General features: G+C 46.9%; 36 protein-coding genes. 1 reads left to right on the top strand and 35 read right to left on the bottom strand.

Going from position 1 to position 20,625, the window contains the following annotated elements:
- Positions 1-12 precede the first annotated feature (12 nt).
- The 32 genes from ACLUWI_RS00085 to rpsJ all read right to left on the bottom strand — a co-directional run bounded on the left by ACLUWI_RS00085 (position 13) and on the right by rpsJ (position 16,713).
- Positions 13-834, bottom strand: coding sequence for an energy-coupling factor transporter transmembrane component T family protein (locus ACLUWI_RS00085; protein WP_412145659.1), 822 nt, complete (start codon positions 832-834; stop codon positions 13-15).
- Entirely contained in the window at positions 827-1,702 is an 876-nt protein-coding gene (locus ACLUWI_RS00090; protein ID WP_412145660.1) for an energy-coupling factor transporter ATPase, read from the bottom strand. The genes ACLUWI_RS00085 and ACLUWI_RS00090 overlap by 8 nt, the downstream gene beginning before the upstream one ends.
- Entirely contained in the window at positions 1,681-2,496 is an 816-nt protein-coding gene (locus tag ACLUWI_RS00095) for an energy-coupling factor transporter ATPase (RefSeq protein ID WP_412145772.1), read from the bottom strand. The genes ACLUWI_RS00090 and ACLUWI_RS00095 overlap by 22 nt, the downstream gene beginning before the upstream one ends.
- Before the next feature lie 218 nt (positions 2,497-2,714).
- Positions 2,715-3,098, bottom strand: coding sequence for a 50S ribosomal protein L17 (gene rplQ / locus ACLUWI_RS00100; RefSeq protein ID WP_033934643.1), 384 nt, complete (start codon positions 3,096-3,098; stop codon positions 2,715-2,717).
- Positions 3,099-3,128: 30 nt separating this feature from the next.
- The gene (locus tag ACLUWI_RS00105) at positions 3,129-4,073 is read right to left on the bottom strand and encodes a DNA-directed RNA polymerase subunit alpha (protein WP_006500597.1); all 945 of its coding nucleotides are present in this window, start codon (positions 4,071-4,073) and stop codon (positions 3,129-3,131) included.
- 82 nt (positions 4,074-4,155) lie between these two features.
- Complete coding sequence (gene rpsK / locus ACLUWI_RS00110) at positions 4,156-4,545, bottom strand: 30S ribosomal protein S11 (protein ID WP_006500598.1); 390 nt, start codon at positions 4,543-4,545, stop codon at positions 4,156-4,158.
- 30 nt (positions 4,546-4,575) lie between these two features.
- Positions 4,576-4,941 (bottom strand): 30S ribosomal protein S13, encoded by a 366-nt coding sequence (rpsM, locus tag ACLUWI_RS00115; protein WP_006500599.1) that lies wholly within the window; start codon positions 4,939-4,941, stop codon positions 4,576-4,578.
- Between the two features lie 29 nt (positions 4,942-4,970).
- Positions 4,971-5,087: a 50S ribosomal protein L36 gene (gene rpmJ / locus ACLUWI_RS00120; RefSeq protein ID WP_006500600.1), complete on the bottom strand. Its 117-nt coding sequence runs from the start codon at positions 5,085-5,087 to the stop codon at positions 4,971-4,973.
- A gap of 39 nt (positions 5,088-5,126) precedes the next feature.
- Positions 5,127-5,345 (bottom strand): translation initiation factor IF-1, encoded by a 219-nt coding sequence (gene infA, locus ACLUWI_RS00125; protein ID WP_006500601.1) that lies wholly within the window; start codon positions 5,343-5,345, stop codon positions 5,127-5,129.
- 137 nt (positions 5,346-5,482) lie between these two features.
- Positions 5,483-6,133, bottom strand: coding sequence for an adenylate kinase (locus ACLUWI_RS00130; protein ID WP_412145773.1), 651 nt, complete (start codon positions 6,131-6,133; stop codon positions 5,483-5,485).
- Between the two features lie 27 nt (positions 6,134-6,160).
- The gene (gene secY / locus ACLUWI_RS00135; protein ID WP_317315572.1) at positions 6,161-7,459 is read right to left on the bottom strand and encodes a preprotein translocase subunit SecY; all 1,299 of its coding nucleotides are present in this window, start codon (positions 7,457-7,459) and stop codon (positions 6,161-6,163) included.
- On the bottom strand, positions 7,460-7,894 hold the full coding sequence (gene rplO / locus ACLUWI_RS00140) for a 50S ribosomal protein L15 (RefSeq protein ID WP_006500604.1): 435 nt from the start codon (positions 7,892-7,894) through the stop codon (positions 7,460-7,462). It lies immediately after the preceding gene.
- A gap of 32 nt (positions 7,895-7,926) precedes the next feature.
- The gene (gene rpmD / locus ACLUWI_RS00145; RefSeq protein WP_006500605.1) at positions 7,927-8,109 is read right to left on the bottom strand and encodes a 50S ribosomal protein L30; all 183 of its coding nucleotides are present in this window, start codon (positions 8,107-8,109) and stop codon (positions 7,927-7,929) included.
- 14 nt (positions 8,110-8,123) lie between these two features.
- Positions 8,124-8,633, bottom strand: a complete 510-nt coding sequence (rpsE, locus tag ACLUWI_RS00150) for a 30S ribosomal protein S5 (RefSeq protein WP_033934646.1) — start codon at positions 8,631-8,633, stop codon at positions 8,124-8,126.
- A gap of 21 nt (positions 8,634-8,654) precedes the next feature.
- Positions 8,655-9,020, bottom strand: a complete 366-nt coding sequence (gene rplR, locus ACLUWI_RS00155; RefSeq protein WP_033934647.1) for a 50S ribosomal protein L18 — start codon at positions 9,018-9,020, stop codon at positions 8,655-8,657.
- Between the two features lie 51 nt (positions 9,021-9,071).
- The gene (gene rplF / locus ACLUWI_RS00160) at positions 9,072-9,608 is read right to left on the bottom strand and encodes a 50S ribosomal protein L6 (protein ID WP_412145661.1); all 537 of its coding nucleotides are present in this window, start codon (positions 9,606-9,608) and stop codon (positions 9,072-9,074) included.
- A gap of 28 nt (positions 9,609-9,636) precedes the next feature.
- The gene (gene rpsH, locus ACLUWI_RS00165; protein WP_033934649.1) at positions 9,637-10,035 is read right to left on the bottom strand and encodes a 30S ribosomal protein S8; all 399 of its coding nucleotides are present in this window, start codon (positions 10,033-10,035) and stop codon (positions 9,637-9,639) included.
- 30 nt (positions 10,036-10,065) lie between these two features.
- Positions 10,066-10,251: a type Z 30S ribosomal protein S14 gene (locus tag ACLUWI_RS00170; RefSeq protein WP_074504970.1), complete on the bottom strand. Its 186-nt coding sequence runs from the start codon at positions 10,249-10,251 to the stop codon at positions 10,066-10,068.
- Positions 10,252-10,268: 17 nt separating this feature from the next.
- Positions 10,269-10,811 carry a 50S ribosomal protein L5 gene (rplE, locus tag ACLUWI_RS00175; protein WP_412145662.1) on the bottom strand — a complete coding sequence of 181 codons (543 nt, stop codon included), beginning with the start codon at positions 10,809-10,811 and terminating at the stop codon, positions 10,269-10,271.
- Positions 10,812-10,839: 28 nt separating this feature from the next.
- The gene (gene rplX / locus ACLUWI_RS00180) at positions 10,840-11,148 is read right to left on the bottom strand and encodes a 50S ribosomal protein L24 (RefSeq protein ID WP_006500611.1); all 309 of its coding nucleotides are present in this window, start codon (positions 11,146-11,148) and stop codon (positions 10,840-10,842) included.
- A 31-nt stretch (positions 11,149-11,179) separates the two neighbouring features.
- A complete protein-coding gene (gene rplN / locus ACLUWI_RS00185) occupies positions 11,180-11,548 on the bottom strand; it encodes a 50S ribosomal protein L14 (protein WP_006500612.1) in 369 nt (122 codons plus the stop codon).
- Between the two features lie 66 nt (positions 11,549-11,614).
- The gene (rpsQ, locus tag ACLUWI_RS00190; protein WP_006500613.1) at positions 11,615-11,875 is read right to left on the bottom strand and encodes a 30S ribosomal protein S17; all 261 of its coding nucleotides are present in this window, start codon (positions 11,873-11,875) and stop codon (positions 11,615-11,617) included.
- A 24-nt stretch (positions 11,876-11,899) separates the two neighbouring features.
- A complete protein-coding gene (rpmC, locus tag ACLUWI_RS00195; protein ID WP_006500614.1) occupies positions 11,900-12,106 on the bottom strand; it encodes a 50S ribosomal protein L29 in 207 nt (68 codons plus the stop codon).
- Positions 12,096-12,527 carry a 50S ribosomal protein L16 gene (gene rplP / locus ACLUWI_RS00200; protein WP_033934650.1) on the bottom strand — a complete coding sequence of 144 codons (432 nt, stop codon included), beginning with the start codon at positions 12,525-12,527 and terminating at the stop codon, positions 12,096-12,098. Before rplP ends, rpmC begins: the two co-directional genes overlap by 11 nt.
- Before the next feature lie 16 nt (positions 12,528-12,543).
- Positions 12,544-13,197 (bottom strand): 30S ribosomal protein S3, encoded by a 654-nt coding sequence (rpsC, locus tag ACLUWI_RS00205; RefSeq protein ID WP_006500616.1) that lies wholly within the window; start codon positions 13,195-13,197, stop codon positions 12,544-12,546.
- A gap of 11 nt (positions 13,198-13,208) precedes the next feature.
- Entirely contained in the window at positions 13,209-13,556 is a 348-nt protein-coding gene (gene rplV / locus ACLUWI_RS00210; protein ID WP_006500617.1) for a 50S ribosomal protein L22, read from the bottom strand.
- Positions 13,557-13,572: 16 nt separating this feature from the next.
- Positions 13,573-13,854 (bottom strand): 30S ribosomal protein S19, encoded by a 282-nt coding sequence (gene rpsS, locus ACLUWI_RS00215; protein ID WP_033934651.1) that lies wholly within the window; start codon positions 13,852-13,854, stop codon positions 13,573-13,575.
- A 40-nt stretch (positions 13,855-13,894) separates the two neighbouring features.
- On the bottom strand, positions 13,895-14,743 hold the full coding sequence (rplB, locus tag ACLUWI_RS00220; protein WP_033934652.1) for a 50S ribosomal protein L2: 849 nt from the start codon (positions 14,741-14,743) through the stop codon (positions 13,895-13,897).
- A 23-nt stretch (positions 14,744-14,766) separates the two neighbouring features.
- The gene (rplW, locus tag ACLUWI_RS00225; RefSeq protein WP_006500620.1) at positions 14,767-15,060 is read right to left on the bottom strand and encodes a 50S ribosomal protein L23; all 294 of its coding nucleotides are present in this window, start codon (positions 15,058-15,060) and stop codon (positions 14,767-14,769) included.
- Positions 15,060-15,683 (bottom strand): 50S ribosomal protein L4, encoded by a 624-nt coding sequence (rplD, locus tag ACLUWI_RS00230; protein ID WP_412145663.1) that lies wholly within the window; start codon positions 15,681-15,683, stop codon positions 15,060-15,062. Before rplD ends, rplW begins: the two co-directional genes overlap by 1 nt.
- A 22-nt stretch (positions 15,684-15,705) precedes the next feature.
- On the bottom strand, positions 15,706-16,365 hold the full coding sequence (gene rplC / locus ACLUWI_RS00235; protein ID WP_006500623.1) for a 50S ribosomal protein L3: 660 nt from the start codon (positions 16,363-16,365) through the stop codon (positions 15,706-15,708).
- A 39-nt stretch (positions 16,366-16,404) separates the two neighbouring features.
- Positions 16,405-16,713 carry a 30S ribosomal protein S10 gene (gene rpsJ, locus ACLUWI_RS00240; protein ID WP_033934655.1) on the bottom strand — a complete coding sequence of 103 codons (309 nt, stop codon included), beginning with the start codon at positions 16,711-16,713 and terminating at the stop codon, positions 16,405-16,407.
- Positions 16,714-16,754: 41 nt separating this feature from the next.
- On the opposite strand from rpsJ, the gene ACLUWI_RS00245 reads away from it, so the two are divergent.
- Positions 16,755-17,183, top strand: a complete 429-nt coding sequence (locus ACLUWI_RS00245) for a hypothetical protein (RefSeq protein ID WP_412145664.1) — start codon at positions 16,755-16,757, stop codon at positions 17,181-17,183.
- Between the two features lie 64 nt (positions 17,184-17,247).
- Here ACLUWI_RS00245 and fusA read toward each other — a convergent pair whose 3' ends face one another.
- The 3 genes from fusA to rpsL all read right to left on the bottom strand — a co-directional run bounded on the left by fusA (position 17,248) and on the right by rpsL (position 20,371).
- Entirely contained in the window at positions 17,248-19,332 is a 2,085-nt protein-coding gene (gene fusA, locus ACLUWI_RS00250; RefSeq protein WP_033934656.1) for an elongation factor G, read from the bottom strand.
- Positions 19,333-19,467: 135 nt separating this feature from the next.
- Entirely contained in the window at positions 19,468-19,938 is a 471-nt protein-coding gene (gene rpsG / locus ACLUWI_RS00255; RefSeq protein WP_006500626.1) for a 30S ribosomal protein S7, read from the bottom strand.
- Positions 19,939-19,957: 19 nt separating this feature from the next.
- Positions 19,958-20,371 carry a 30S ribosomal protein S12 gene (gene rpsL / locus ACLUWI_RS00260; protein ID WP_006500627.1) on the bottom strand — a complete coding sequence of 138 codons (414 nt, stop codon included), beginning with the start codon at positions 20,369-20,371 and terminating at the stop codon, positions 19,958-19,960.
- Positions 20,372-20,625 lie beyond the last annotated feature (254 nt).

Here is a 20,625-nt window from a genome sequence, read left to right on the forward strand (position 1 = left end):
GTTCCTTTCAAATTAAAACAGCATTCGTGCTGACACCAGCCGCGTCGCCAAAAGAATAATGGTCGCTGCTGTCAGGCTGATCATCGCCAGCGTGTCATTTTGATGCCAATGCAGCACCCGATATTTTGTCCGTGGTGCATCTGGATCATAGCCACGAGCCTCCATTGCAGTTGCCAACTCCTCAGCCCGTTTAAATGAACCGACGAACAATGGTATCAAAAGTGGCTCCAGTCGTCTGGCACGCTCGATCAAACTGCCCTCGTCAAAGTTGACGCCCCTTGATTTCTGGGCATTCATTACTTTGGTTGTTTCATCCATGATAGTTGGGATAAAACGTAAAACAATCATCAGCATGACCGCAATCTGATTGACTGGAACGCGCAGATAACGTAGCGGCTTCATAAAGGCCTCCATGGCTGCCGCTAATTGAAGCGTTGGCGTAGTGGCGGTTAAAACGGTTGAAATGGTAATAATGAGAATAAACCGTGCCAAAATAATTGCTGACTGATAAAAACCACCACTGGTGATCGCCAACCAGCCCCACTGCCAGTAAACATGCCCACCGCTGCTGAACAACAGTTGAATAGCCACCGTAAACAAAATAATCCAAAATAACGGTTTGATCCCACGCCAATAAAGTTTCAACGGCAACCTGCTCAATGCAATCAGGGTCCCCAACACGATAAACAGCCACAGATACCCCAGCCAGTTGCTTGCCAAAAAGACAATCACCACGTACCAAAAACAGCTGAAAAGTTTAACGCGCGGATCAAGATGGTGTAACCACGAGCTTCCTGGTACGTACGCGCCTAGTATTACCTTAGCATTACCCATTTGCTCGTCCCCCTCGCTTAAGGCTAGTCGCCAATTGATCCGCCAGTTCTTCAATCGTCAACGGTACGGTATCTGTTAAACGCAGGCCATGACTCTGCAGCTGCTGAGCAAACGCGACACTGGCTGGCGGCATGATGCCAGCTTCATTAAGCAGAGCTGCATTGCTGAATAGCTCATGCGGCGTCATAAAGGCAGCTTTTTGTCCATGATTCATTACCAAAACATGATCGGCAAAGCGTGCTGCCTGTTCCATTTGATGCGTAATCATCAAAATCGTCGTGCCTTTTTGATGAAGCTGATCAACTAGATCTAACAAGTCGGTGCTGGCTTGAGGGTCTAACCCTGCAGTCGGCTCATCCAAGATCAAGACTCGTGGGTGCATGGCCAAAACCCCAGCAATCGCCACTCGTCGCATCTGTCCACCCGAAAGTTCAAATGGTGATCGTTCATTGATGTCGCTAGGCAGCTTTAAAGCTTCTAAAGCCGCCAGCGCCTGTTCCTTAGCTTGCGTTGGTGAAACACCCAGATTCAGTGGACCAAACATGACGTCTTTTAAAACCGTTTCGGCAAATAGTTGACTTTCGGGAAACTGGAATACATAGCCAACCCCTTGCCGCAGTCTTGCCAACGCCTTCTTATCAGCTCGATTGTCAATTACGACCTCGCCCACATGCAACTGACCATGCGTTGGCACTAATAATCCATCTAACATGGCCATCAGCGTTGACTTGCCACTGCCAGTATGCCCGATGATTGCCGTAAAACTGCCGGCTTCAAGCTTTAAGGAAAAGTCCTTAATCGCCCAAGCAGCCATCGGCGTATCAGCTTGGTAGACATAATCAACGTTTAAGAATTCAATTGCTGACATAGCCACTCCACCATCCGTTCTGAATCTAAATATTGTGCTGGCACATTGATACCTTGTTTTTTCAACAGTAGCTGCAGTCTTTGGGCAAATGGCAATGCCAAATGCAGATCAGCAAGTTTAGCTGGATCTTGCAATAAGCTTGTTGTTTCACCCTGCATTGCGATCTTGCCATGATCCAAAACTACCGTGTAATCGCTAAGTGAGAGCTCCACTGGGTCATGCGTAATTGAAATCACAGTCATATCACGTTGAGTAATCAGTTTTTTTAACAGTTTCAACAAGTCATGCCGCCCTTTTGGATCCAGCATGCTGGTGGCTTCATCCAAAATGATGACTTGAGGACCAATTGCCAAAATCCCCGCCAAGGCAACCCGCTGCTTTTGCCCACCAGAAAGCATGGCTGGCTCACTGTCAGCAAATTCCAGCATTCCAACGGCTTTTAAGGATTCGTCAATCCGAGCCTGCATCTGGTCATGTGGTATTTGATGGTTCTCAAGACCAAATGCAACATCATCGGCAACTGTAGTCCCAACAAACTGATTGTCAGGATTTTGAAACACCAAACCGATTTGCTGCCGCAATTGCTGAAGATGTTTCTCATCAACAGGCAGCTCATCAATCTTAATCGTACCGCTGCTTGGTATTAAAAGCCCATCAATCAGTCGCGCCAGAGTGCTTTTGCCGCTACCATTATGCCCAATCACTGCCGTCCATTTCTTCATGGGCAGCTGTAAGGTTACATCATCTAGTGCTGCCTGTGTGTGATCCGGATATTTAAATGAAAGGTGTTGAATATCAATCAATCACGTCACCCATTTCTTTTTTTGTTATCTTATTTTAACAGTGAAGCAGCCGATTTAAAAATATACAAAAAAATCACTTACAACTGGGGTGCACGAGGACATAAACGTCCCGCATTCGAGCTAGACTAGGAATTGCGATTCCACCATCGTAGCGCTCTATACCACCAGCTGTAGTGATTCTTTATTACGTATTGAATTGACGAAAATGATTAGTCGACAAATTCCAGAACAACCATTTGTGCACCGTCACCACGGCGAGGCATGGTCTTCAGAATCCGCGTGTAACCACCTTTACGGTCGGCAAACTTTGGTGCCAGCTCTTCAAACAGGTATTGCAGAGCTGATTGTACGCGAACGTTGTCGCCATCTTCCTTAACGTCAGCAACGACATTGCGCAGGAAAGCGGCTGCTTGACGACGAGAAGCCAAGTCGCCACGCTTTGCCAGCGTAATCATCTTGTCAGCAGTCTTGCGAACTTCCTTAGCGCGAGCTTCAGTAGTCTTGATGCTGCCGTTGACGATCAGGTCAGTGGTCAAATCACGTAATAAAGCCTTACGTTGTGAACTAGTACGTCCTAATTTACGGTAACTCATGAAGTGGTTCCCTCCTTTTAATTGTTTTAATTAGTCTTCTTGGCGGAAGCCTACGCCCAAGTCGGCCAGCTTCAGCTTGATTTCTTCTAAGGACTTTTGACCCAGGTTGCGAACCTTCATCATATCAGCTTCAGTCCGTTCAGTCAGGTCCTTAACAGTTTGAATATCAGCACGCTTCAAGCAGTTGTAAGAACGAACCGACAGATCCAGTTCTTCAATCGTCTTGTCGAGTACCTTTTCTTGGTGAGTTTCTTCGCGTTCAACCATCACTTTGGCATCTTTTGCTTCTTCAGTCAGGTTGACAAACATCTCCAAGTGTTCAGTCAAGATCTTGGCAGCAAGACTAATAGCAGCCGTTGGGGTCAATGAACCATCCGTCCAGACATCCAACGTCAACTTGTCAAAGTCGTTGCTTTGGCCGACCCGCGTGTTTTCTACGGTGTAGTTGACCCGTTCGATAGGGGTGTAGATGGAGTCAATTGGCAAAGTCCCAATTTCAAGACCGCTCAAACGCAGCTTGTTTTGATCGGCTGGTACATAGCCACGACCCTTATCAGCCGTCATCATGATGTGCAGTTCAGCTCCATCAGCGACCGTTGCAATATGCAAGTCAGGGTTCAAGATCGTAACGTCGCCATCACCTTGGATGTCACCGGCAGTTACTTCTGCAGGACCCTTGACATCCAATTCCAAATCCTTGGCATCTTCAGATTCAATCTTCAAAGAAACCTTCTTGAGATTCAAGATGATCTGCGTAACGTCTTCTGTAACGCCTTGAACGGTACTGAACTCATGAAGCACACCGTCGATTTGGATACTGGTAATTGCGGCACCTGGCAGAGAAGCCATCATTACACGACGAAGAGAATTCCCCAGAGTGGTCCCGTAGCCACGCTCCAGTGGTTCGACAACAAACTTACCGTAGTTGTCAGTTTCTTCGACTTTGTGAATGTTTGGTTTTTCAAATTCGATCATTCTACTCTGTTTCCCCTTTCAAAACGTGGTCCGTAGATTGTTTAAAAGCACCTGGCCAATGATAATTTCGCCGTTGATGCGATTAGACACGACGACGCTTTGGAGGACGAGAACCATTGTGTGGCACTGGAGTTACGTCCCGGATGGCAGTAACTTCAAGACCAGTTGCTTGCAGAGCACGGATAGCTGATTCACGACCCGAACCAGGGCCCTTAACTTCAACTTCAACCGTCTTCATACCGTGTTCCATTGCTTGCTTGGCAGCAGCTTCAGAAGCCATTTGAGCAGCAAATGGAGTAGACTTACGAGAGCCCTTGAAGCCCAGCACACCGGCTGAGGACCAAGCAACGGCATTGCCTTGCACATCAGTGATCATGATCAACGTGTTGTTGAAAGTTGAGTGAATGTGTGCAACACCAGTTTCAACATTCTTTTTTGCACGACGCTTGCGTGAACCTTTTTTGGTTGCCATAAAACTAACTAACCTCCTTTATAGTATTGATTACTTCTTCTTGTTGGCGATAGCGACAGCCTTGCCCTTTCGAGTCCGTGCGTTGTTCTTAGTGTGTTGACCACGAACTGGCAGACCACGACGGTGACGCATGCCACGGTAAGAGCCGATTTCTTGCAGACGCTTGATGTTCAGGGAAACTTCACGACGAAGGTCACCTTCAACCTTGAGTTGGTCTACTTGACCACGGATCTTTTCTTCTTGTTCTGGCGTCAGGTCCTTGACACGAATGTCTTCAGAAACACCAGCAGCAGCCAGAACCTTCTTAGCAGTCGTGTTACCAATACCATAAATGTAAGTTAAGCCGATTACGATTCGCTTGTCACGAGGTAAGTCGACACCTGCGATACGAGCCATTGAGTTACACCTCCAATTCTAAAATATAATTACTTGCCTTGACGTTGCTTGTGCTTTGGGTTAGGGCAAATTACCATTACCCGACCATTGCGCTTGACGATCTTGCACTTTTCGCACATCCGCTTTACTGATGGTCGTACTTTCATTGTAAATAATCCTCCTAAAAATGATTTTAGACTAAAGACTTATTTGAAGCGGAAAGTAATCCGGCCTTTGGTCAGATCATATGGGGACATTTCGACCTTTACACGATCACCAGGCAGGATCTTGATGTAGTGCATCCGGATCTTGCCTGAGACATGTGCCAGGATTTCAACCCCATTTTCCAATTCAACTTTAAACATTGCGTTAGGCAAGGTTTCGGTAACCTTACCTTCGACTTCGATAACATCGGCCTTTGCCACTGAACGGTTCCTCCTTGCCGGTAAAATTACGTAAAAACGGTGGAAAGCGACATGCGCCTTCCACTGCAAGCTAGATAAACCTTGCGTAGTATACCATAGAGTACACAATTACGCAAGGATTCAACTAACAATGAGTCTTAAAGGCTAGTCAGAACTTCCTTAACGGCTTGATAAACCTTATCGATGTCTTGTTCGCCATCGATCTCATGGAGAATCCCCATTTGCTTGTAAAAGTCGATCAGTGGCGTATTCAGTTTAATGTTGACGTCTAACCGGTTCTTAACGGTTGCGGGCTTATCATCATCACGTTGGTAGAAGTCGTGGGAACCACAGACATCACAAGTGCCTTCAACCTTTGGCGGGTTGGAAAGCGTGTTGTAGGTCGTACCACACTTCCGGCAAATGATTCGGCTGCTCAGACGCTTCACCAACACTTCAGGATCAACATCAATGTCGATTACTGCATCCAACTTACGGCCATCATCAGCCAACATCTTGTTGAGGGCTTCGGCTTGCGCCAAGTTGCGGGGGAAGCCATCCAACATGAAACCTTGTTTGGTGTCATCTTGAGCCAAACGTTCCTTTACAATGCCATTCGTAACTTCGTCAGGGACCAATTCGCCTTTATCGATATATTTCTTGGCTTCCAGACCCATTGGCGTTTCGTTCTTGATTGCTGCCCGGAAGATATCACCAGTTGAAATATGTGGGATATCAAAGTCCTTGACGATTTCTTGGGCTTGCGTACCTTTACCGGCACCAGGCAGACCCATCAAAACGAGGTTCATCGTACTCATTTGCCAATTCCTCCTATTTTATTCGCGGATAAATCCAATATACTCACGTTTCATCGTTAAACTACGCATCTGCCGAACAACGTCCAAGGCAATTTGAACGACAATCAGCAAACTGGTACCACCTAAACCAATTGATTGGCTAAGGTTCCAAATGTTGCTGGCCAGCAGCGGAATCAATGAAATCAATCCCAAGAATAACGATCCAACCGTAGACAAGCGCATCAACAGTCCCGAAACAAAGTCCTGCGTGCCTTTGCCTGGCCAAACGCCAGAGATGTAGCTGCCTTGCTTTTGCAAGTTTTCCGCGAGTTTTTCTGGATTAACTTGAACAAAGGCGTAGAAAAAGGTAAATACAACAATCAAAAATACATACAGCGCAATGCCTGGACCAGACTGCATATTAAAAATCGTTGTCATAACCTGATACCAGGTATCTTGACTATGATTTTGCTGAAAGGCCATTAAGATCGTTTGCGGCGTCGAGATAAACGAGCCGGCAAAGATCACTGGAATCACCCCAGAAACGTTAATCTTCAATGGAAGATAACTGTTTGACGGCGAAGTAGTTGTCCGCCGCGTGTATTGAATTGGTAAACGCCGCTCGGCCTGTTGAAACCAGGTAACGAACGTCACGATTGCCAAAATCGCAACCACAACCAGGGCAATAAAGCCAATTCCCATCCAGAGGTTTGCGCCAGATTCACCAGTAATCTGATCATTCCATAACTGCTTGATCCCATTTGGCATTTCAGCGATGATCCCAGCAAAGATCAACATTGAAACACCATTACCGAGACCGCGTTCGGTAATCATGTCCCCTAACCAAGTAGCAAACATGGTTCCGGCAGTTAAAATCAGACCAATCGTGATATAGGTTTCCACCCCCGGATTGTTAACCAGTTTAATTGTGCTTAATGCATTGAAGCCCGCGGTGATCCCAATCGACTGGATAAAGCCAAGGACGATTGTTAACCATCGCGTAGCTTGATTAAGCTTCCGTCGACCAACTTCCCCTTGTTTGCTCCATTCAACAAACTTAGGAACGATATCCATTTGAAGAAGTTGAACTACGATTTGAGCCGTGATGTACGGGGAAACCCCCATCGCAAATAATGAGTAGTTATCCAAACCGCCACCACTGAAAGTGTTCAAGATTGATGCCAAGCCGGTACTAGAAATCTGCTCTAAAGCAGCAGCATTTACACCGGGTACCGTAATAGAGGCACCTAACCGGTAAACAATCAGTACAAACAAGGTGAACAGAATCTTCTTGCGAATATCCTTAACCTTGAATGCATTTTTGACGGTTGTGAACAATTACATCACCTCAGTTTTACCACCAGCAGCTTCAATTGCCTTAACAGCTGAAGCAGAAAACTTGTTGGCTTTAACGGTCAGCTTCTTGGTCAACTTACCATTGCCCAGAATCTTAACACCGCTCTTAACGTTTTTGATCACGCCGTTTTCCAGCAGAACTGCTGGCGTAACTTCGGCACCATCATCAAAACGGTTCAGCGTCGTCAGGTTTACAATAGCGTATTCCTTACGGTTGATGTTGCTGAAACCACGCTTTGGCATTTGACGGTACAGAGGCATTTGGCCCCCTTCAAAGCCCAGACGAGTCTTACCATGAGCCTTTTGACCCTTAGTACCACGACCAGAAGTGAAACCGTGACCAGATGACAGACCACGACCCTTACGCAGACGCTTGAAACGGGAACCAGCAGCTGGCTTCAATTCGTTTAATTTCATTAGGTAGGCACCTCCTTATTGTAGATTTTTAATTACTTGACTTCTTCAATGGAAACCAAGTGAGCAACCTTAAAGATTGCACCACGCGTTGCCGCGTTGTCTGGCAGGACATTGGAGCTGCCGATCTTGCCCAGACCCAATGCCTTAACCGTACGACGTTGAGTTGGCTTACGGTGGGCAACACTGTGGATCAAAGTAACTTTAACTTTAGCCATGATCTATGTCCTCCTTATTCTGCCAGGTGATCAACGGAGACGCCACGAAGTTGAGAAACTTCTTCGGCACTCTTCAGAGCCTTCAGACCTTCAAACGTTGCACGAACAACGTTGATTGGCGTATTGGAGCCCAGACGCTTGGAAGTAACGTCAGCAACGCCGGCCAGTTCCATAACATTACGAACCGCACCACCGGCAGCAACCCCAGAACCTTCAACGGCTGGCTTGAGCATGATCTTGCCACCACCGAAAGTACCAATAACTTCATGAGGAATGGTCGTACCAACGATTGGAACTTCAATCAGGTTCTTTTGAGCAGCTGCTGAAGCCTTACGAATAGCTTCTGGAACTTCTTGAGCCTTACCAGTACCAAAACCAACGTGACCCTTCTTGTCGCCGACAATTACCAGAGCGGCAAAACGCAGACGACGACCACCCTTAACAACCTTGGTAACCCGGTTGATCGAAACGACTTGATCTTCCAGATCCAGCTTGGATGGGTCAATGTAAGATTGTGATGCCATACAGGTTATTCCTCCTTTTCCTTAGAATTGCAGACCGTTTTCACGAGCTGCTTCAGCCAGAGCTTGTACACGACCATGGTACAGGTAGCCACCACGGTCAAAAACAACACTGCTGATGTTCTTTTCTACACCGCGTTTAGCGATCAGAGCACCAACACCGGCAGCTTGTTCCGTCTTAGTGTTGCCACTGACTTCACTGTCGAGAGTTGAGGCACTTGCGAGCGTCACACCCTTTACGTCATCAATCAATTGAGCGTAAATGTTTTTGTTAGAACGGTAAACACTTAAACGTGGGCGCTCTGCAGTACCAGAGATCTTACCGCGAACGCGCATGTGACGGCGTTGACGGATCTTGTTCTTATCTGGTTTAGAAATCACAACTGTCACCTCTTGATTCTTTTAATTTTAAATTATTTATGCAGCTAAGCTGCTAGACGATTACTTACCAGTCTTACCTTCCTTACGCAGGATGTATTCATTTTCGTAACGAATACCCTTACCCTTGTAAGGTTCTGGTGAACGAACGGCACGAACTTCGGCAGCAAATTGGCCAACGTGTTCTTTGTTGATACCGCTGATTTCAATCGTCGTGTTGTCTGGAACGTTAACTTCCAGATCTTCTGGCTTTTCCATTTCAACTGGGTTGGAGTAACCAACAGTCAGGATCAGCTTGCTACCCTTGGCTTGAGCACGGTAACCAACACCGACCAGCTTCAGAGTCTTCTTAAATCCGTTGACAACACCTTCGATCATGTTGTTAACGTTGGCACGCGTAGTACCGTGGACCATCTTAGCCTTCTTGTCGTCGTTTTCCCGTTCAAACGTTACTTCGCTGTCAGTAACGTTCATCTTGATCAATGGGGAGATTTCGCGACTCAGAGAACCCTTTGGCCCCTTAACAGTTACGACGTTGCCTGATTGAGAAACCTCTACGCCTTGTGGCAGTTCGATTGCCTTGTAACCAATACGACTCATGTGTACACCTCCGATCTTATTTTATTAATTACCAAATGTAGGCGATAACTTCGCCACCGATTTTCTTAGCACGGGCAACCTTGTCAGTCACAACCCCTTCAGAAGTTGAGATGATGGCAATACCCAAACCATTGAGAACCTTTGGCACAGCGTCAGCCTTAACGTAAGAACGCAGGCCAGGCTTTGAAATCCGCTTCAGACCAGAAATGACACGTTCGCCATCCTTGCCGTACTTCAGGAATACGCGGATGATGCCTTGCTTGTTGTCTTCAACGTATTCAACATCGCGAATGAAACCTTCTTGCTTCAAGATTTCAGCGATGTCCTTCTTCATCTTAGATGCAGGTACTTCTACAGAATCGTGGTGTGCCATGTTGGCATTGCGAATCCGAGTCAGAAAATCTGCAATTGGATCACTCATAGACATCGATATTTTCCTCCTTTGTCGGTGATTTGTTTACCAGCTAGCCTTCTTCATACCAGGAATTTGTCCTTCATGGGCAAGTTGACGCAAGCAAATCCGGCATAGGTGGAACTTACGGTAAACGGAGTGCGGACGGCCACAACGAACACAGCGCGTGTAGGCACGCGTAGAGTACTTGGCTGGGCGGTTGCACTTAGCGATCATTGATTTTTTAGCCAATTTGTGGACCTCCTTAATTACTTAGCGAATGGCATGCCCATTTGAGCAAGCAATTCATGACCTTCTTCATCAGAGTTGGCAGTCGTAACAATAACAATGTCCAGACCGCGAACGTGGTTAACCTTGTCGTAGTCGATTTCTGGGAAGATCAGTTGTTCGCGAATACCCAGCGTGTAGTTACCGTGACCATCAAATGACTTGTTTGATACACCATGGAAGTCACGAACACGTGGCAGTGAAACGTTGATCAGTTTGTCCAGGAAGTCGTACATACGAGTACCACGCAGCGTAACCTTGGCACCGATGGACATACCTTCACGCAGACGGAAGCCGGCAATGGACTTCTTAGCCTTAGTGATCAGTGGCTTTTGACCAGCAATCAGACCCAGTTCTTCAACAGCTTCATCCAACAGCTTGGAGTTTTGAGTAGCGTCACCGACACCCATGTTCAAAACGATCTTGTCGATCTTAGGAACAGCCATTACAGAAGTGTAGTTGAACTTGTCAGTCAAAGCTGGACGTACTTCACTTTCGTACTTTGCTTTTAAACGGTTTTCCATGAGCAATAATTCCTCCTTCCCCTAATTTTTAGTCGATCGTCTTGCCAGACTTCTTGGCAACACGAACTTTTTTACCGTCAACGACCTTGAAACCAACACGAGTAGGTTCGTTGGTAGATGGGTCAATCAGCATAACGTTAGATGCTTGGATTGGTGCTTCTGCATCAATAATCCCACCGTTTGGGTTAGCGTTGTTTGGCTTTTGATGTTTCTTGATTTGGTTAACGCCTTCAACGATCACACGGTTTTCCTTGACCAGGACCTTCTTGATGGTACCTTCTTTGCCCTTGTCCTTACCGGCGATGACGCGAACCTTGTCACCTGTCTTTAAAAACATGTGGTGTGCACCTCCTTATTTTCGGTTAATCTTACAGAACTTCTGGAGCCAGGGAGATGATCTTCATGAAGTCATCGTCACGCAGCTCACGAGCGATTGGGCCAAAAATACGGGTACCCTTAGGGCTCTTGTCGTTGTTGATCAGGACAGCAGCGTTTTCGTCAAACTTGATGTATGAACCGTCCTTACGGTGCAGACCATGCTTCGTCCGTACAACGACGGCCTTTACAACGTCACCCTTTTTGACAACGCCACCTGGTGTTGCTTGTTTTACAGTAGCGACAATAATGTCACCAATATTACCGGTCTTAACACGGGAACCACCCAAGATCTTGATAACCAAGATTTCGCGGGCACCTGAGTTGTCAGCGACCTTCAACCGACTTTCCTGTTGAATCACTGTTAGTGTCCTCCTTCCATCAGTAAGTAAGAATAATTAAGAATACGAAATCATCACAAAGCGGGATTAATCAGCTTTCTTAACGATCTTAACCAGACGGAAACGCTTCTTAGCAGACAGAGGCCGAGTTTCCATGATTTCAACCGTATCGCCGGACTTTGCTTCGTTGTTTTCATCGTGAGCGTAGTACTTCTTTGAGTACCGTACACGCTTGCCGTAAACTGGGGCACTCTTGTAAGTGTCGATTACGACAGTGATGGTCTTGTCCATCTTGTCGGAAACAACGCGGCCTTGGTAGACCTTACGTGCATTACGTTCATCACTCATGCGCTAATCCTCCTTTTCGTATTCTTATTTGTTTAATTCTTGTTGACGAAGAACTGTCTTAACCCGTGCAATGTTCTTGCGAACGCTCTTAAGGCTTGCAGTGTTTTCCAACTGGCCGGTTGCTAATTGGAAACGTAAGTTAAACAATTGTTCCTTCAATTCCTTTTCACGGTCAAGCAATTGCTCAGTGGTTAATCCATTCAGTTCTTGAACATAATCTTTAGTCTTCATTAGATTGTCCACCTTCCTCACGCTTTACGATCTTAGTGCGAACTGGCATCTTGCTGCCGGCCAAGCGCAGGGCTTCGCGGGCAACGTCTTCAGGCACGCCGGCAACCTCGTACAGAATCTTGCCGCGCTTAACTGGGGCTACCCAGCCTTCAGGAGCACCCTTACCATTACCCATCCGGACACCAACACCTTTGCTAGTGTAGGAAAGGTGAGGGAAAATCTTAATCCAGACCTTACCACCACGCTTCATGTGACGCGTAATAGCAATACGGCCGGCTTCGATTTGACGGTTGGAGATCCAGTGGGAATCCAGAGCCTTCAGACCAAATTCACCAAACGTTACGTTCTTGCCACCCTTGGCTTCACCACGCATGTGGCCACGTTGAACCTTGCGGTGCTTTACTCGCTTAGGTACTAGCATGTTTTATTTCCCCTCCTTACTTAGTGTTTTTGTTTGCTTGCTTCTCTGGCAAAACTTCGCCACGGTAGATCCAGGTCTTGATACCCAGTGCACCGTACGTAGTCCGTGCTTCATCCCATGAGTAGTCGATGTCGGCACGCAGAGTGTGCAATGGAACAGTGCCTTCAGAGTATGATTCGATCCGAGACATGTCGGCACCATTCAAACGACCAGCAACTTGAATCTTGATACCCTTAGCACCGGCACGCATAGCACGTTGGATAGCACCACGCATAGCACGACGGAAAGCAACACGTGCTTCAAGTTGTTCAGCAACGCTTACACCTACCAGGTGTGCATCTAAGTCTGGCTTCTTAATTTCAACCACGTTAATGTGGACGCGCTTGCCAGTCAAGGCGTTAAGTTCCTTGCGGAGTGCTTCAACTTCAGAACCACCCTTACCGATAACCATACCTGGCTTGGCAGTGTGAATCGAAACGTTTACGCGGTTAGCAGCCCGTTCAATTTCGATAGTTGAAACAGAGGCGTCAGCAAGTCGCTTTTCAATGTACTTACGGATCCGAAGGTCTTCGCTCAGGTAAGCAGCGTAGTCTTTTTCGGCGTACCACTTAGCAGTCCAGTCGCGAATGACCCCAACACGGAAACCATTAGGATTAATCTTTTGACCCACTATTATCCCTCCTACTTTTCAGTTACAACAACCGTAATGTGGCTGGTCCGCTTGTTGATTGGAGAAGCTGAACCTTTGGCACGTGGACGGAACCGCTTCAGGGTTGGTCCTTCGTTTGCAAAGGCTTCGCTAACTACCAATGAAGCCCGATCCAAGTCAAAGTTGTTTTCGGCGTTAGCAACTGCAGATTTCAATACTTTTTCGACGTCTGAAGCAGCACCATTTGGAGTGAACTTCAGAATAGCAAATGCTTCGGCAACGCTCTTGTTGCGAATGGTGTCAAGAACCAGACGAACCTTGCGAGCGGAAACCCGGACCATCTTGGCCGTTGCCTTAGCTGACGTAATGTTTTCAGCCATTGATCAAATTTCCTCCTTACTTCTTGCCCGTCTTCTTGTCATCACCGGCGTGACCACGGAAAGTCCGCGTTGGTACGAATTCACCCAGCTTGTGGCCTACCATGTCTTCTTGTACGTAAACTGGTACGTGCTTGCGACCATCGTAAACGGCGAAAGTGTAACCAATGAAGCTTGGGTAAATCGTGGAACGGCGTGACCAGGTCTTAATAACCGTCTTCTTTTCGTTATCCTTTTGTGCGTCAACCTTCTTCAACAAAGAAGCGTCGGCGAAAGGTCCCTTCTTTAAACTACGACCCATTGTTGTACCTCCTCTCGGGTAATTAGCTATTTGTTACTCATTAACGAGTGTGTGGACCACGCTTGCGACCGCGAACGATGAACTTGTTCGAACGAGCCTTGTGTGAGCGAGTCTTCTTACCAACAGTCTTCTTACCCCATGGAGACAGAGGAGATGGCAAACCAACTGGAGCCTTACCTTCACCACCACCATGTGGGTGATCGTTAGGGTTCATAACAGAACCACGAACGTGTGGACGTTGACCTGCGTAACGAGTACGACCAGCCTTACCTTTGATGATCAGGGCGTGTTCGTCGTTGCCGACAACACCGATCGTAGCACGGCAAGCAGCCAGAATCATCCGAACTTCACCAGAAGCCAGACGAACCAGAACGTACTTGTCACTTTCCTTACCAAGCAGTTGTGCAGAAGCGCCGGCAGAACGAGCAATTTGTCCACCCTTGCCTGGCTTCAGTTCGATGTTGTGAATAACAGTACCAACTGGAATGTTCTTCAATGGCAGTGCGTTACCAACCTTGATGTCGGCATCTGGACCGGATTGAACTTGCATACCAACCTTCAGGCCCTTAGGAGCCAGGATGTATGACTTAACACCATCTGCATAAACCAGCAGAGCGATGTTAGCAGTACGGTTTGGATCGTATTCGATAGCCTTAACGGTTGCAGGAACGTTGTCCTTAATCCGCTTGAAGTCGATGATCCGGTATTGACGCTTCGTACCGCCACCACGGTGACGAACAGTCATATGACCGTAGTTGTTACGACCAGCGGTGTGCTTTAATGGTGCCAGCAAAGACTTTTCCGGGGTCGTCTTCGTAATTTCAGCGAAGTCGAATCCGGTCATATTACGGCGACCATTAGTGGTACCCTTGTATTTGCGAATTCCCACTGTGTTTTCCTCCTATCTAGAATTTATTCGTTGTCGTCACCGAACAGCTTGATTTCTTTAGAATCAGCTGACAGAGTAACGATGGCCTTGCGACGGCGCTTAGTGTAGCCAACGTAACGGCCTTGACGCTTCTTCTTGCCCTTCAGGTTCATGATGTTAACCTTAACGACCTTAACGTCAAAAATTTCTTCTACGGCGTTCTTAACTTGCGTCTTAGTAGCGCGCAAGTCAACGTCAAACGTGTAGCGCTTTTCGTCCATCACTGCAGTTGATGCTTCAGTGATAACTGGGCGCAAAATGATATCGCGTGCTTCCATTATGCGAGCACCTCCTCTACTTGAGAAAGGGCTGACTTCGTGATGACAATCTTTTGACTGTCAACGACGTTCAGAATGTTAACGCCGGCTGGAGATACGACCGTGGTGTTAACCAGGTTGCGACCAGACAGAGCAGCGTTCTTGTCTTCGTCAGAAACAACGACCAGGACCTTTTCAGAAACCTTCAGGTTGTTCATAACGCCGGCAAATTCCTTCGTCTTTGGTGCGTCGAAGTTGATGGATTCAACTACAACAAACTTTTCATCAGCAACCTTTTGGGACAGAGCTGACTTGATAGCCAGTTGACGAACCTTGCGTGGCAGGTTGAAGTTGTAGGAACGTGGAGTAGGTCCGAAGACGATACCACCACCACGGAATTGTGGTGCACGGATGGAGCCTTGACGAGCACGACCCGTACCCTTTTGACGCCATGGCTTCTTACCACCACCGCGAACTGCGGAACGGTTCTTAACGGCGTGCGTACCTTGACGCATGGATGCGCGTTGACGCAGGATGGCTTCGTATTCAGCATTTTCGTTTGGTTCAATACCGAAGATGTCTGCGTTCAATTCGATGGTGCCGTTTTGGCTACCGTCTTGCTTAAATAATGCAACGCTTGTCATTTACTTTCTTCCTCCCTTCTGATTAGTTGTGTTGCTTGCTCAGGCTCTTCTTGGTGTTGGCCTTCACAGAGTTCTTAATCGTAACGTAGGACTTGTTAGCGCCTGGAACGTTACCCTTGATCAGCAGTACGTTGTTTTCAAGGTCAACCTTAACAACCTTCAGGTGTTGCATGGTAACCGTGTTGCCACCCATGCGGCCTGGCAATGCCTTACCCTTGAAGACGTGGTTGATGATGGCACCCAACGAACCTGGACGACGGTGGTAACGAGAACCGTGAGCCATAGGTCCACGACGTTGGCCGTCCTTGTGGATGTTACCTTGGTAACCATGACCCTTAGTGATACCCGTTACATCAACAGTTTCGCCTTCCGCGAAAATGTCTGCCTTAACTTCGTCACCGACTTTAATGTCGTCCCCCAGTTCAGCGTCGCGGATTTCACCGATGAAGCGCTTAGGGGTCGTGTTTGCTTTTGCTGCATGACCTTGTTCGGGCTTGTTGCTTAAGATTTCGCGCTTGTCGTCAAAACCAAGTTGAACGGCACTGTAGCCATCGTTTTCAACGGTCTTAACTTGCATAACAACGTTTGGCGTTACGTCGATTACCGTAACTGGAACCAATTCACCGTTGTCAGCGAAAACTTGCGTCATCCCGACCTTCTTGCCTAAGATTCCTTTGGTCATGAGTACACCTCCAATTTATTTGTTTTTATTTTTGTTTAATTACAGTTTAATTTCAATGTCAACGCCACTTGGCAGATCAAGCTTCATCAGAGAGTCAACCGTCTTAGGGGTTGGGTCGATGATGTCGATCAGACGCTTGTGCGTACGCATTTCGAATTGTTCCCGAGACTTCTTGAACTTGTGTGGTGAACGAATCACCGTGTACAGAGTCCGTTCAGTTGGCAACGGAATTGGGCCTGAAACTTGAGCACCGGTCCGCTTAGCGGTGTTAACGATCTTGTCTGCAGATTCGTCAAGTACGCGGTGTTCGTAAGCCTTTAAACGAATGCGAATCTTTTGTTTTGCCATTTTATTCCCTCCTTCGTCAGATTTAAAATTTGACTAGCTCCGTGGAAATTACCGCCACGCCCTATGGCAAAGCGGCCGGGTGTGTCGCAACCTTCCACATCACAGCTTTCACTGATTGGCTGAACCCCAGGGCTTTAAAAACCCCTGTTTCTAAGCTCAAGCACTTATCCATAATACTAAAGAATTGCCGTCGTATCAAGGTTTTTTTTGAATTTATTCTTGATGATCAGATTTGTAACATTCCTGAAAAATCTTTTGACGCAAATGCGGCGCAAAAAACTCAGTCGAAATGTTTTAATTTATCGACAGCCAGTGAACGACTGAATGGCAACAGTCTGCCGAGTATTATCCCACGTCTTTTTAAGCTTGTCGAGTCTTTTCTCAAAAAAAAAGCTAAATTTTTTAGAAATCAATCTTCAATTTTGTTAATGCAAATCTGGCACGATTCAAATTCCTTTTTATTTATATAGTAGAAAAATAAAAAGGCCCGTCTGCATAACAGCAGACGAGCCTTGAAGCAAAGAACGAGATTAACTATTCCTTGCCGTTTTTCTTGATGATGTCTTCTTGCACGCTCTTTGGAACAGCAGAGTAGTGGTCGAACGTCATCGTGAAGGTACCACGACCTTGCGTAGCAGAACGCAAAGCCGTTGCGTAACCAAACATTTCTGACAGCGGAACGAAGGAGTGGATTTCTTGTGCATTGCCACGTTCTTCCATACCATCAATCGTACCACGACGAGCAGTTACTTGACCCATAACGTCACCCATGTTGTCTTGAGGAACAACAATGTCAACCTTCATGATTGGTTCAAGAATAACTGGGTTGGCCTTCTTAGCAGCGTTCTTCAATGCCAGAGAAGCAGCAACCTTAAATGCGGCTTCAGAAGAGTCGACTTCGTGGTAGCTACCATCGTAGAGCTTAGCCTTCAAGTCAACCAGTGGGTAACCGGCCAGAACACCATTTTGCATAGCTTCTTTCAGACCTTGTTCAACGGCTGGAATGTATTCACGAGGAACAACACCACCGACAATGGCATCTTCGAATTCAAAGCCGGCACCTTCTTCAAGTGGCGTAAATTCGATCCAAACGTCACCGTATTGACCTTTACCACCGGATTGACGAACGAATTTACCTTGTGCAGAGGCAGCCGTCGTAAATGCTTCACGGTAGGAAACTTGTGGCTTACCAACAGTAACTTCGGCGTGGAATTCACGACGCAGACGTTCAACGATGATGTCCAGATGCAATTCACCCATCCCGGCAATCAGCGTTTCACCAGTTTCAGGGTTGGTTTCAGCCTTAAAGGTAGGGTCTTCTTCAGCTAGCTTTTGCAGACCCTTGTCCATCTTGTCTTGGTCAGCCTTGGACTTAGGTTCAACCGAAACTTGGATAACTGGTTCTGGGAAGTCCATTGATTCCAGCTGCAGTGGGTGATCTGGGTCAGTCAAGGAGTCACCGGTAGTCGTGTTCTTCAGACCAATAGCAGCAGCAATGTCCCCAGAGAACACTTCTGGAATTTCGTGTTGTTGGTTGGAGTGCATTTGCAACAGACGACCAACACGTTCACGCTTACCCTTGGTTGCGTTCAAAACGTATGAACCTGATTGCAGAGAACCAGTGTAAACACGCAGGAACGTCAGACGACCAACAAATGGGTCAGTAGCGATCTTAAATGCCAAAGCGGCAAATGGCTTGTCGTCACCGGCAGTCAGTTCAACCTTTTCACCATTTTCATCAGTTGCTTCGAATGGCTTAACATCCAGTGGAGATGGCAGGTAGTCGATAACAGCGTCCAGCATCATTTGGATACCCTTATCCTTGTAGGCAGAACCTGCCAGAACCGGGAACAGTTCTTCAGACAGAGTAGCTTTACGGATAGCAGCCTTGATTTCTTCAACAGAAAGTTCTTCACCACCAAGGTACTTTTCCATGATGTTGTCATCAACGTCAGCCAGCGTTTCCAAAAGTGCATCGTGACGAGATTCTGCTTCGTCCTTCAAGTCAGCAGGAATTTCAACGGTATCCCAGTTCTTACCTTCAGCATCTTCATCGTAAACGTAAGCAACCATCTTAACCAGGTCGATAACACCGATGAAGTCGTCTTCCGCACCAATTGGCATTTGGATTGGAAGTGGCGTAACGTTCAGACGGTCCTTGATCGTTTGAACAGAGTAGTCAAAGTCGGCACCCATCTTGTCCATCTTGTTGGCAAAGACGATTCGTGGAACATCAAAGTCGTCAGCTTGACGCCAAACGGTTTCAGTTTGTGGTTCGACACCGGCTTGGGCATCCAAAACAGTTACAGCACCATCAAGGACACGCAGCGAACGTTCAACTTCGACAGTGAAGTCAACGTGGCCTGGGGTGTCGATGATGTTGATCCGGTAGTCTTTCCAAACGGCCGTAGTGGCAGCGGACGTGATCGTAATACCACGTTCCTTTTCTTCATCCATCCAGTCCATTTGGGAAGCACCATCATGGGTTTCACCAATTTTGTGAATCTTACCAGTGTAGTAAAGAATCCGTTCAGTGGCCGTGGTCTTACCAGCATCGATGTGGGCCATGATCCCAATGTTACGGGTCTTTTCAAGAGGGTATTCACGTTTGTTAGCCATCTTAAAAGTTTTCTCCTTCCAGTAAAAAAACGATTTTAAATTAATTTTAGAAAAAGGGGTGACGTTCGATTAAATATCTGCGTCACCCCTCACATCATAGCTGACAGCTAAACAGCTATCAACAGTTGATGAAGCTTACCACCGGTAGTGAGCGAAAGCACGGTTGGCTTCAGCCATGCGGTGAGTATCTTCCTTCTTCTTGATTGAAGCACCAGTGTTGTTGGATGCATCAATGATTTCGCCTGCCAGACGTTCAACCATGGTGTGTTCACCACGAAGACGAGCGTATTGAACAATCCAACGCAGACCCAGCGTTACTCGACGTTCTGGACGAACTTCGATTGGAACTTGGTAGTTAGAACCACCGATACGGCGTGCCTTAACTTCCAGAACTGGTTCAACGTTGTCCATAGCTTGTTGGAAAACTTCTACTGGATCGTTGCCAGTTTGTTCCTTGATACGGTCAAAAGCAGCGTACAGAATCTTAGTAGCAGTACCCCGCTTACCGTCGATCATCAGGTGGTTGATCAGACTAGTAACCAGCTTTGAGTTGTAAATTGGATCTGGCAATACTTCTGGCTTTACAACATGTCCTTTACGTGGCATTGATTTACCCCTCCTTTAATTATTTCTTAGGCTTCTTGGCACCGTACTTGGAACGACCTTGCATACGGCCTTCTACACCGGCAGTATCAAGAGTACCACGGATGATGTGGTAACGAACCCCAGGAAGGTCCTTTACACGACCACCACGGATCAAAACAACTGAGTGTTCTTGAAGGTTGTGGCCAACACCTGGAATGTAGGCAGTAACTTCGATCAGGTTGGACAGACGAACACGAGCGTACTTCCGCAAAGCAGAGTTAGGCTTCTTAGGCGTCATTGTGCCGACACGAGTTGCAACCCCACGCTTTTGTGGAGATGGTGCAGCGATTTCTTCCTTCTTGAAACTGTTGTAAACGTAACCCAGAGCAGGTGACTTTGACTTACCCTTGTGGCTCTTACGGCCCTTACGTACCAATTGGTTAATGGTTGGCATGTAGTTATACCCCTTTCTTATTTTAAGTCCACACATCCAGGTGATTCTTTTTTGAGTATAAAAAAATTCCCGAATGCTATTCTTTTATGTGCCTTCGCCGACGCATGTCATCTGCCCCAACGACAGACACAATCCGTTGCTAAAAAAAGCACCTTAAATACCCTATCATGCATCCCCAAAAATGTCAACGGACAGTCGATTTTTCTTTTAGTGCTAAATTCAATTTTTAGCATATAGCAATATTAGAAGGGGGA

Origin of the sequence: Limosilactobacillus mucosae (assembly GCF_046939755.1) — a bacterium.
GTDB lineage: Bacteria > Bacillota > Bacilli > Lactobacillales > Lactobacillaceae > Limosilactobacillus > Limosilactobacillus mucosae_A.

Excerpts from the sequence above, each read along its gene's own strand:
- rplD (WP_412145663.1), bottom strand. The coding sequence starts at position 15,683 with ATGACAAGCGTTGCATTATTTAAGCAAGACGGTAGCCAAAACGGCACC.
- rpsK (WP_006500598.1), bottom strand. The coding sequence starts at position 4,545 with ATGGCAACCAAAAAAGGTTCACGCAAGCGTCGTGCAAAAAAGAATGTT.
- rplF (WP_412145661.1), bottom strand. The coding sequence starts at position 9,608 with ATGAGTCGTATTGGTTACAAGGCAATCGAACTGCCACAAGGCGTAGAG.
- rplE (WP_412145662.1), bottom strand. The coding sequence starts at position 10,811 with ATGGAAAACCGTTTAAAAGCAAAGTACGAAAGTGAAGTACGTCCAGCT.
- rpmC (WP_006500614.1), bottom strand. The coding sequence starts at position 12,106 with ATGAAGACTAAAGATTATGTTCAAGAACTGAATGGATTAACCACTGAG.
- ACLUWI_RS00085 (WP_412145659.1), bottom strand. The coding sequence starts at position 834 with ATGGGTAATGCTAAGGTAATACTAGGCGCGTACGTACCAGGAAGCTCG.
- rpmD (WP_006500605.1), bottom strand. The coding sequence starts at position 8,109 with ATGGCTAAAGTTAAAGTTACTTTGATCCACAGTGTTGCCCACCGTAAG.
- rpsH (WP_033934649.1), bottom strand. The coding sequence starts at position 10,035 with ATGTCTATGAGTGATCCAATTGCAGATTTTCTGACTCGGATTCGCAAT.
- fusA (WP_033934656.1), bottom strand. The coding sequence starts at position 19,332 with ATGGCTAACAAACGTGAATACCCTCTTGAAAAGACCCGTAACATTGGG.
- rpsQ (WP_006500613.1), bottom strand. The coding sequence starts at position 11,875 with ATGAGTGATGAACGTAATGCACGTAAGGTCTACCAAGGCCGCGTTGTT.
- rpsG (WP_006500626.1), bottom strand. The coding sequence starts at position 19,938 with ATGCCACGTAAAGGACATGTTGTAAAGCCAGAAGTATTGCCAGATCCA.
- rplP (WP_033934650.1), bottom strand. The coding sequence starts at position 12,527 with ATGCTAGTACCTAAGCGAGTAAAGCACCGCAAGGTTCAACGTGGCCAC.
- rplX (WP_006500611.1), bottom strand. The coding sequence starts at position 11,148 with ATGTTTTTAAAGACAGGTGACAAGGTTCGCGTCATCGCCGGTAAGGAC.
- rpsL (WP_006500627.1), bottom strand. The coding sequence starts at position 20,371 with ATGCCAACCATTAACCAATTGGTACGTAAGGGCCGTAAGAGCCACAAG.
- rplC (WP_006500623.1), bottom strand. The coding sequence starts at position 16,365 with ATGACCAAAGGAATCTTAGGCAAGAAGGTCGGGATGACGCAAGTTTTC.
- rpsJ (WP_033934655.1), bottom strand. The coding sequence starts at position 16,713 with ATGGCAAAACAAAAGATTCGCATTCGTTTAAAGGCTTACGAACACCGC.
- ACLUWI_RS00105 (WP_006500597.1), bottom strand. The coding sequence starts at position 4,073 with ATGATCGAATTTGAAAAACCAAACATTCACAAAGTCGAAGAAACTGAC.
- rplW (WP_006500620.1), bottom strand. The coding sequence starts at position 15,060 with ATGGAAGCACGCGATATCATTTTGCGCCCAGTTATCACTGAAGCATCA.
- ACLUWI_RS00090 (WP_412145660.1), bottom strand. The coding sequence starts at position 1,702 with ATGTCAGCAATTGAATTCTTAAACGTTGATTATGTCTACCAAGCTGAT.
- rpsS (WP_033934651.1), bottom strand. The coding sequence starts at position 13,854 with ATGGGTCGTAGTTTAAAGAAGGGACCTTTCGCCGACGCTTCTTTGTTG.
- rplO (WP_006500604.1), bottom strand. The coding sequence starts at position 7,894 with ATGAAATTAAACGAATTGAAGCCAGCTGCTGGTTCCCGTTTCAAGCGT.
- ACLUWI_RS00130 (WP_412145773.1), bottom strand. The coding sequence starts at position 6,133 with ATGAACCTCGTTTTGATGGGTCTGCCTGGTGCCGGTAAAGGTACGCAA.
- rplQ (WP_033934643.1), bottom strand. The coding sequence starts at position 3,098 with ATGAGTTACCGTAAATTAGGACGTACTAGTTCACAACGTAAGGCTTTA.
- rpsM (WP_006500599.1), bottom strand. The coding sequence starts at position 4,941 with ATGGCTCGTATCGCAGGTGTCGACTTACCTCGTGACAAGCGAATCGTA.
- rpmJ (WP_006500600.1), bottom strand. The coding sequence starts at position 5,087 with ATGAAAGTACGACCATCAGTAAAGCGGATGTGCGAAAAGTGCAAGATC.
- rpsE (WP_033934646.1), bottom strand. The coding sequence starts at position 8,633 with ATGGCATCACAATCTTACATTGACCCATCCAAGCTGGATCTGGAAGAT.
- rplV (WP_006500617.1), bottom strand. The coding sequence starts at position 13,556 with ATGGCTGAAAACATTACGTCAGCTAAGGCAACGGCCAAGATGGTCCGG.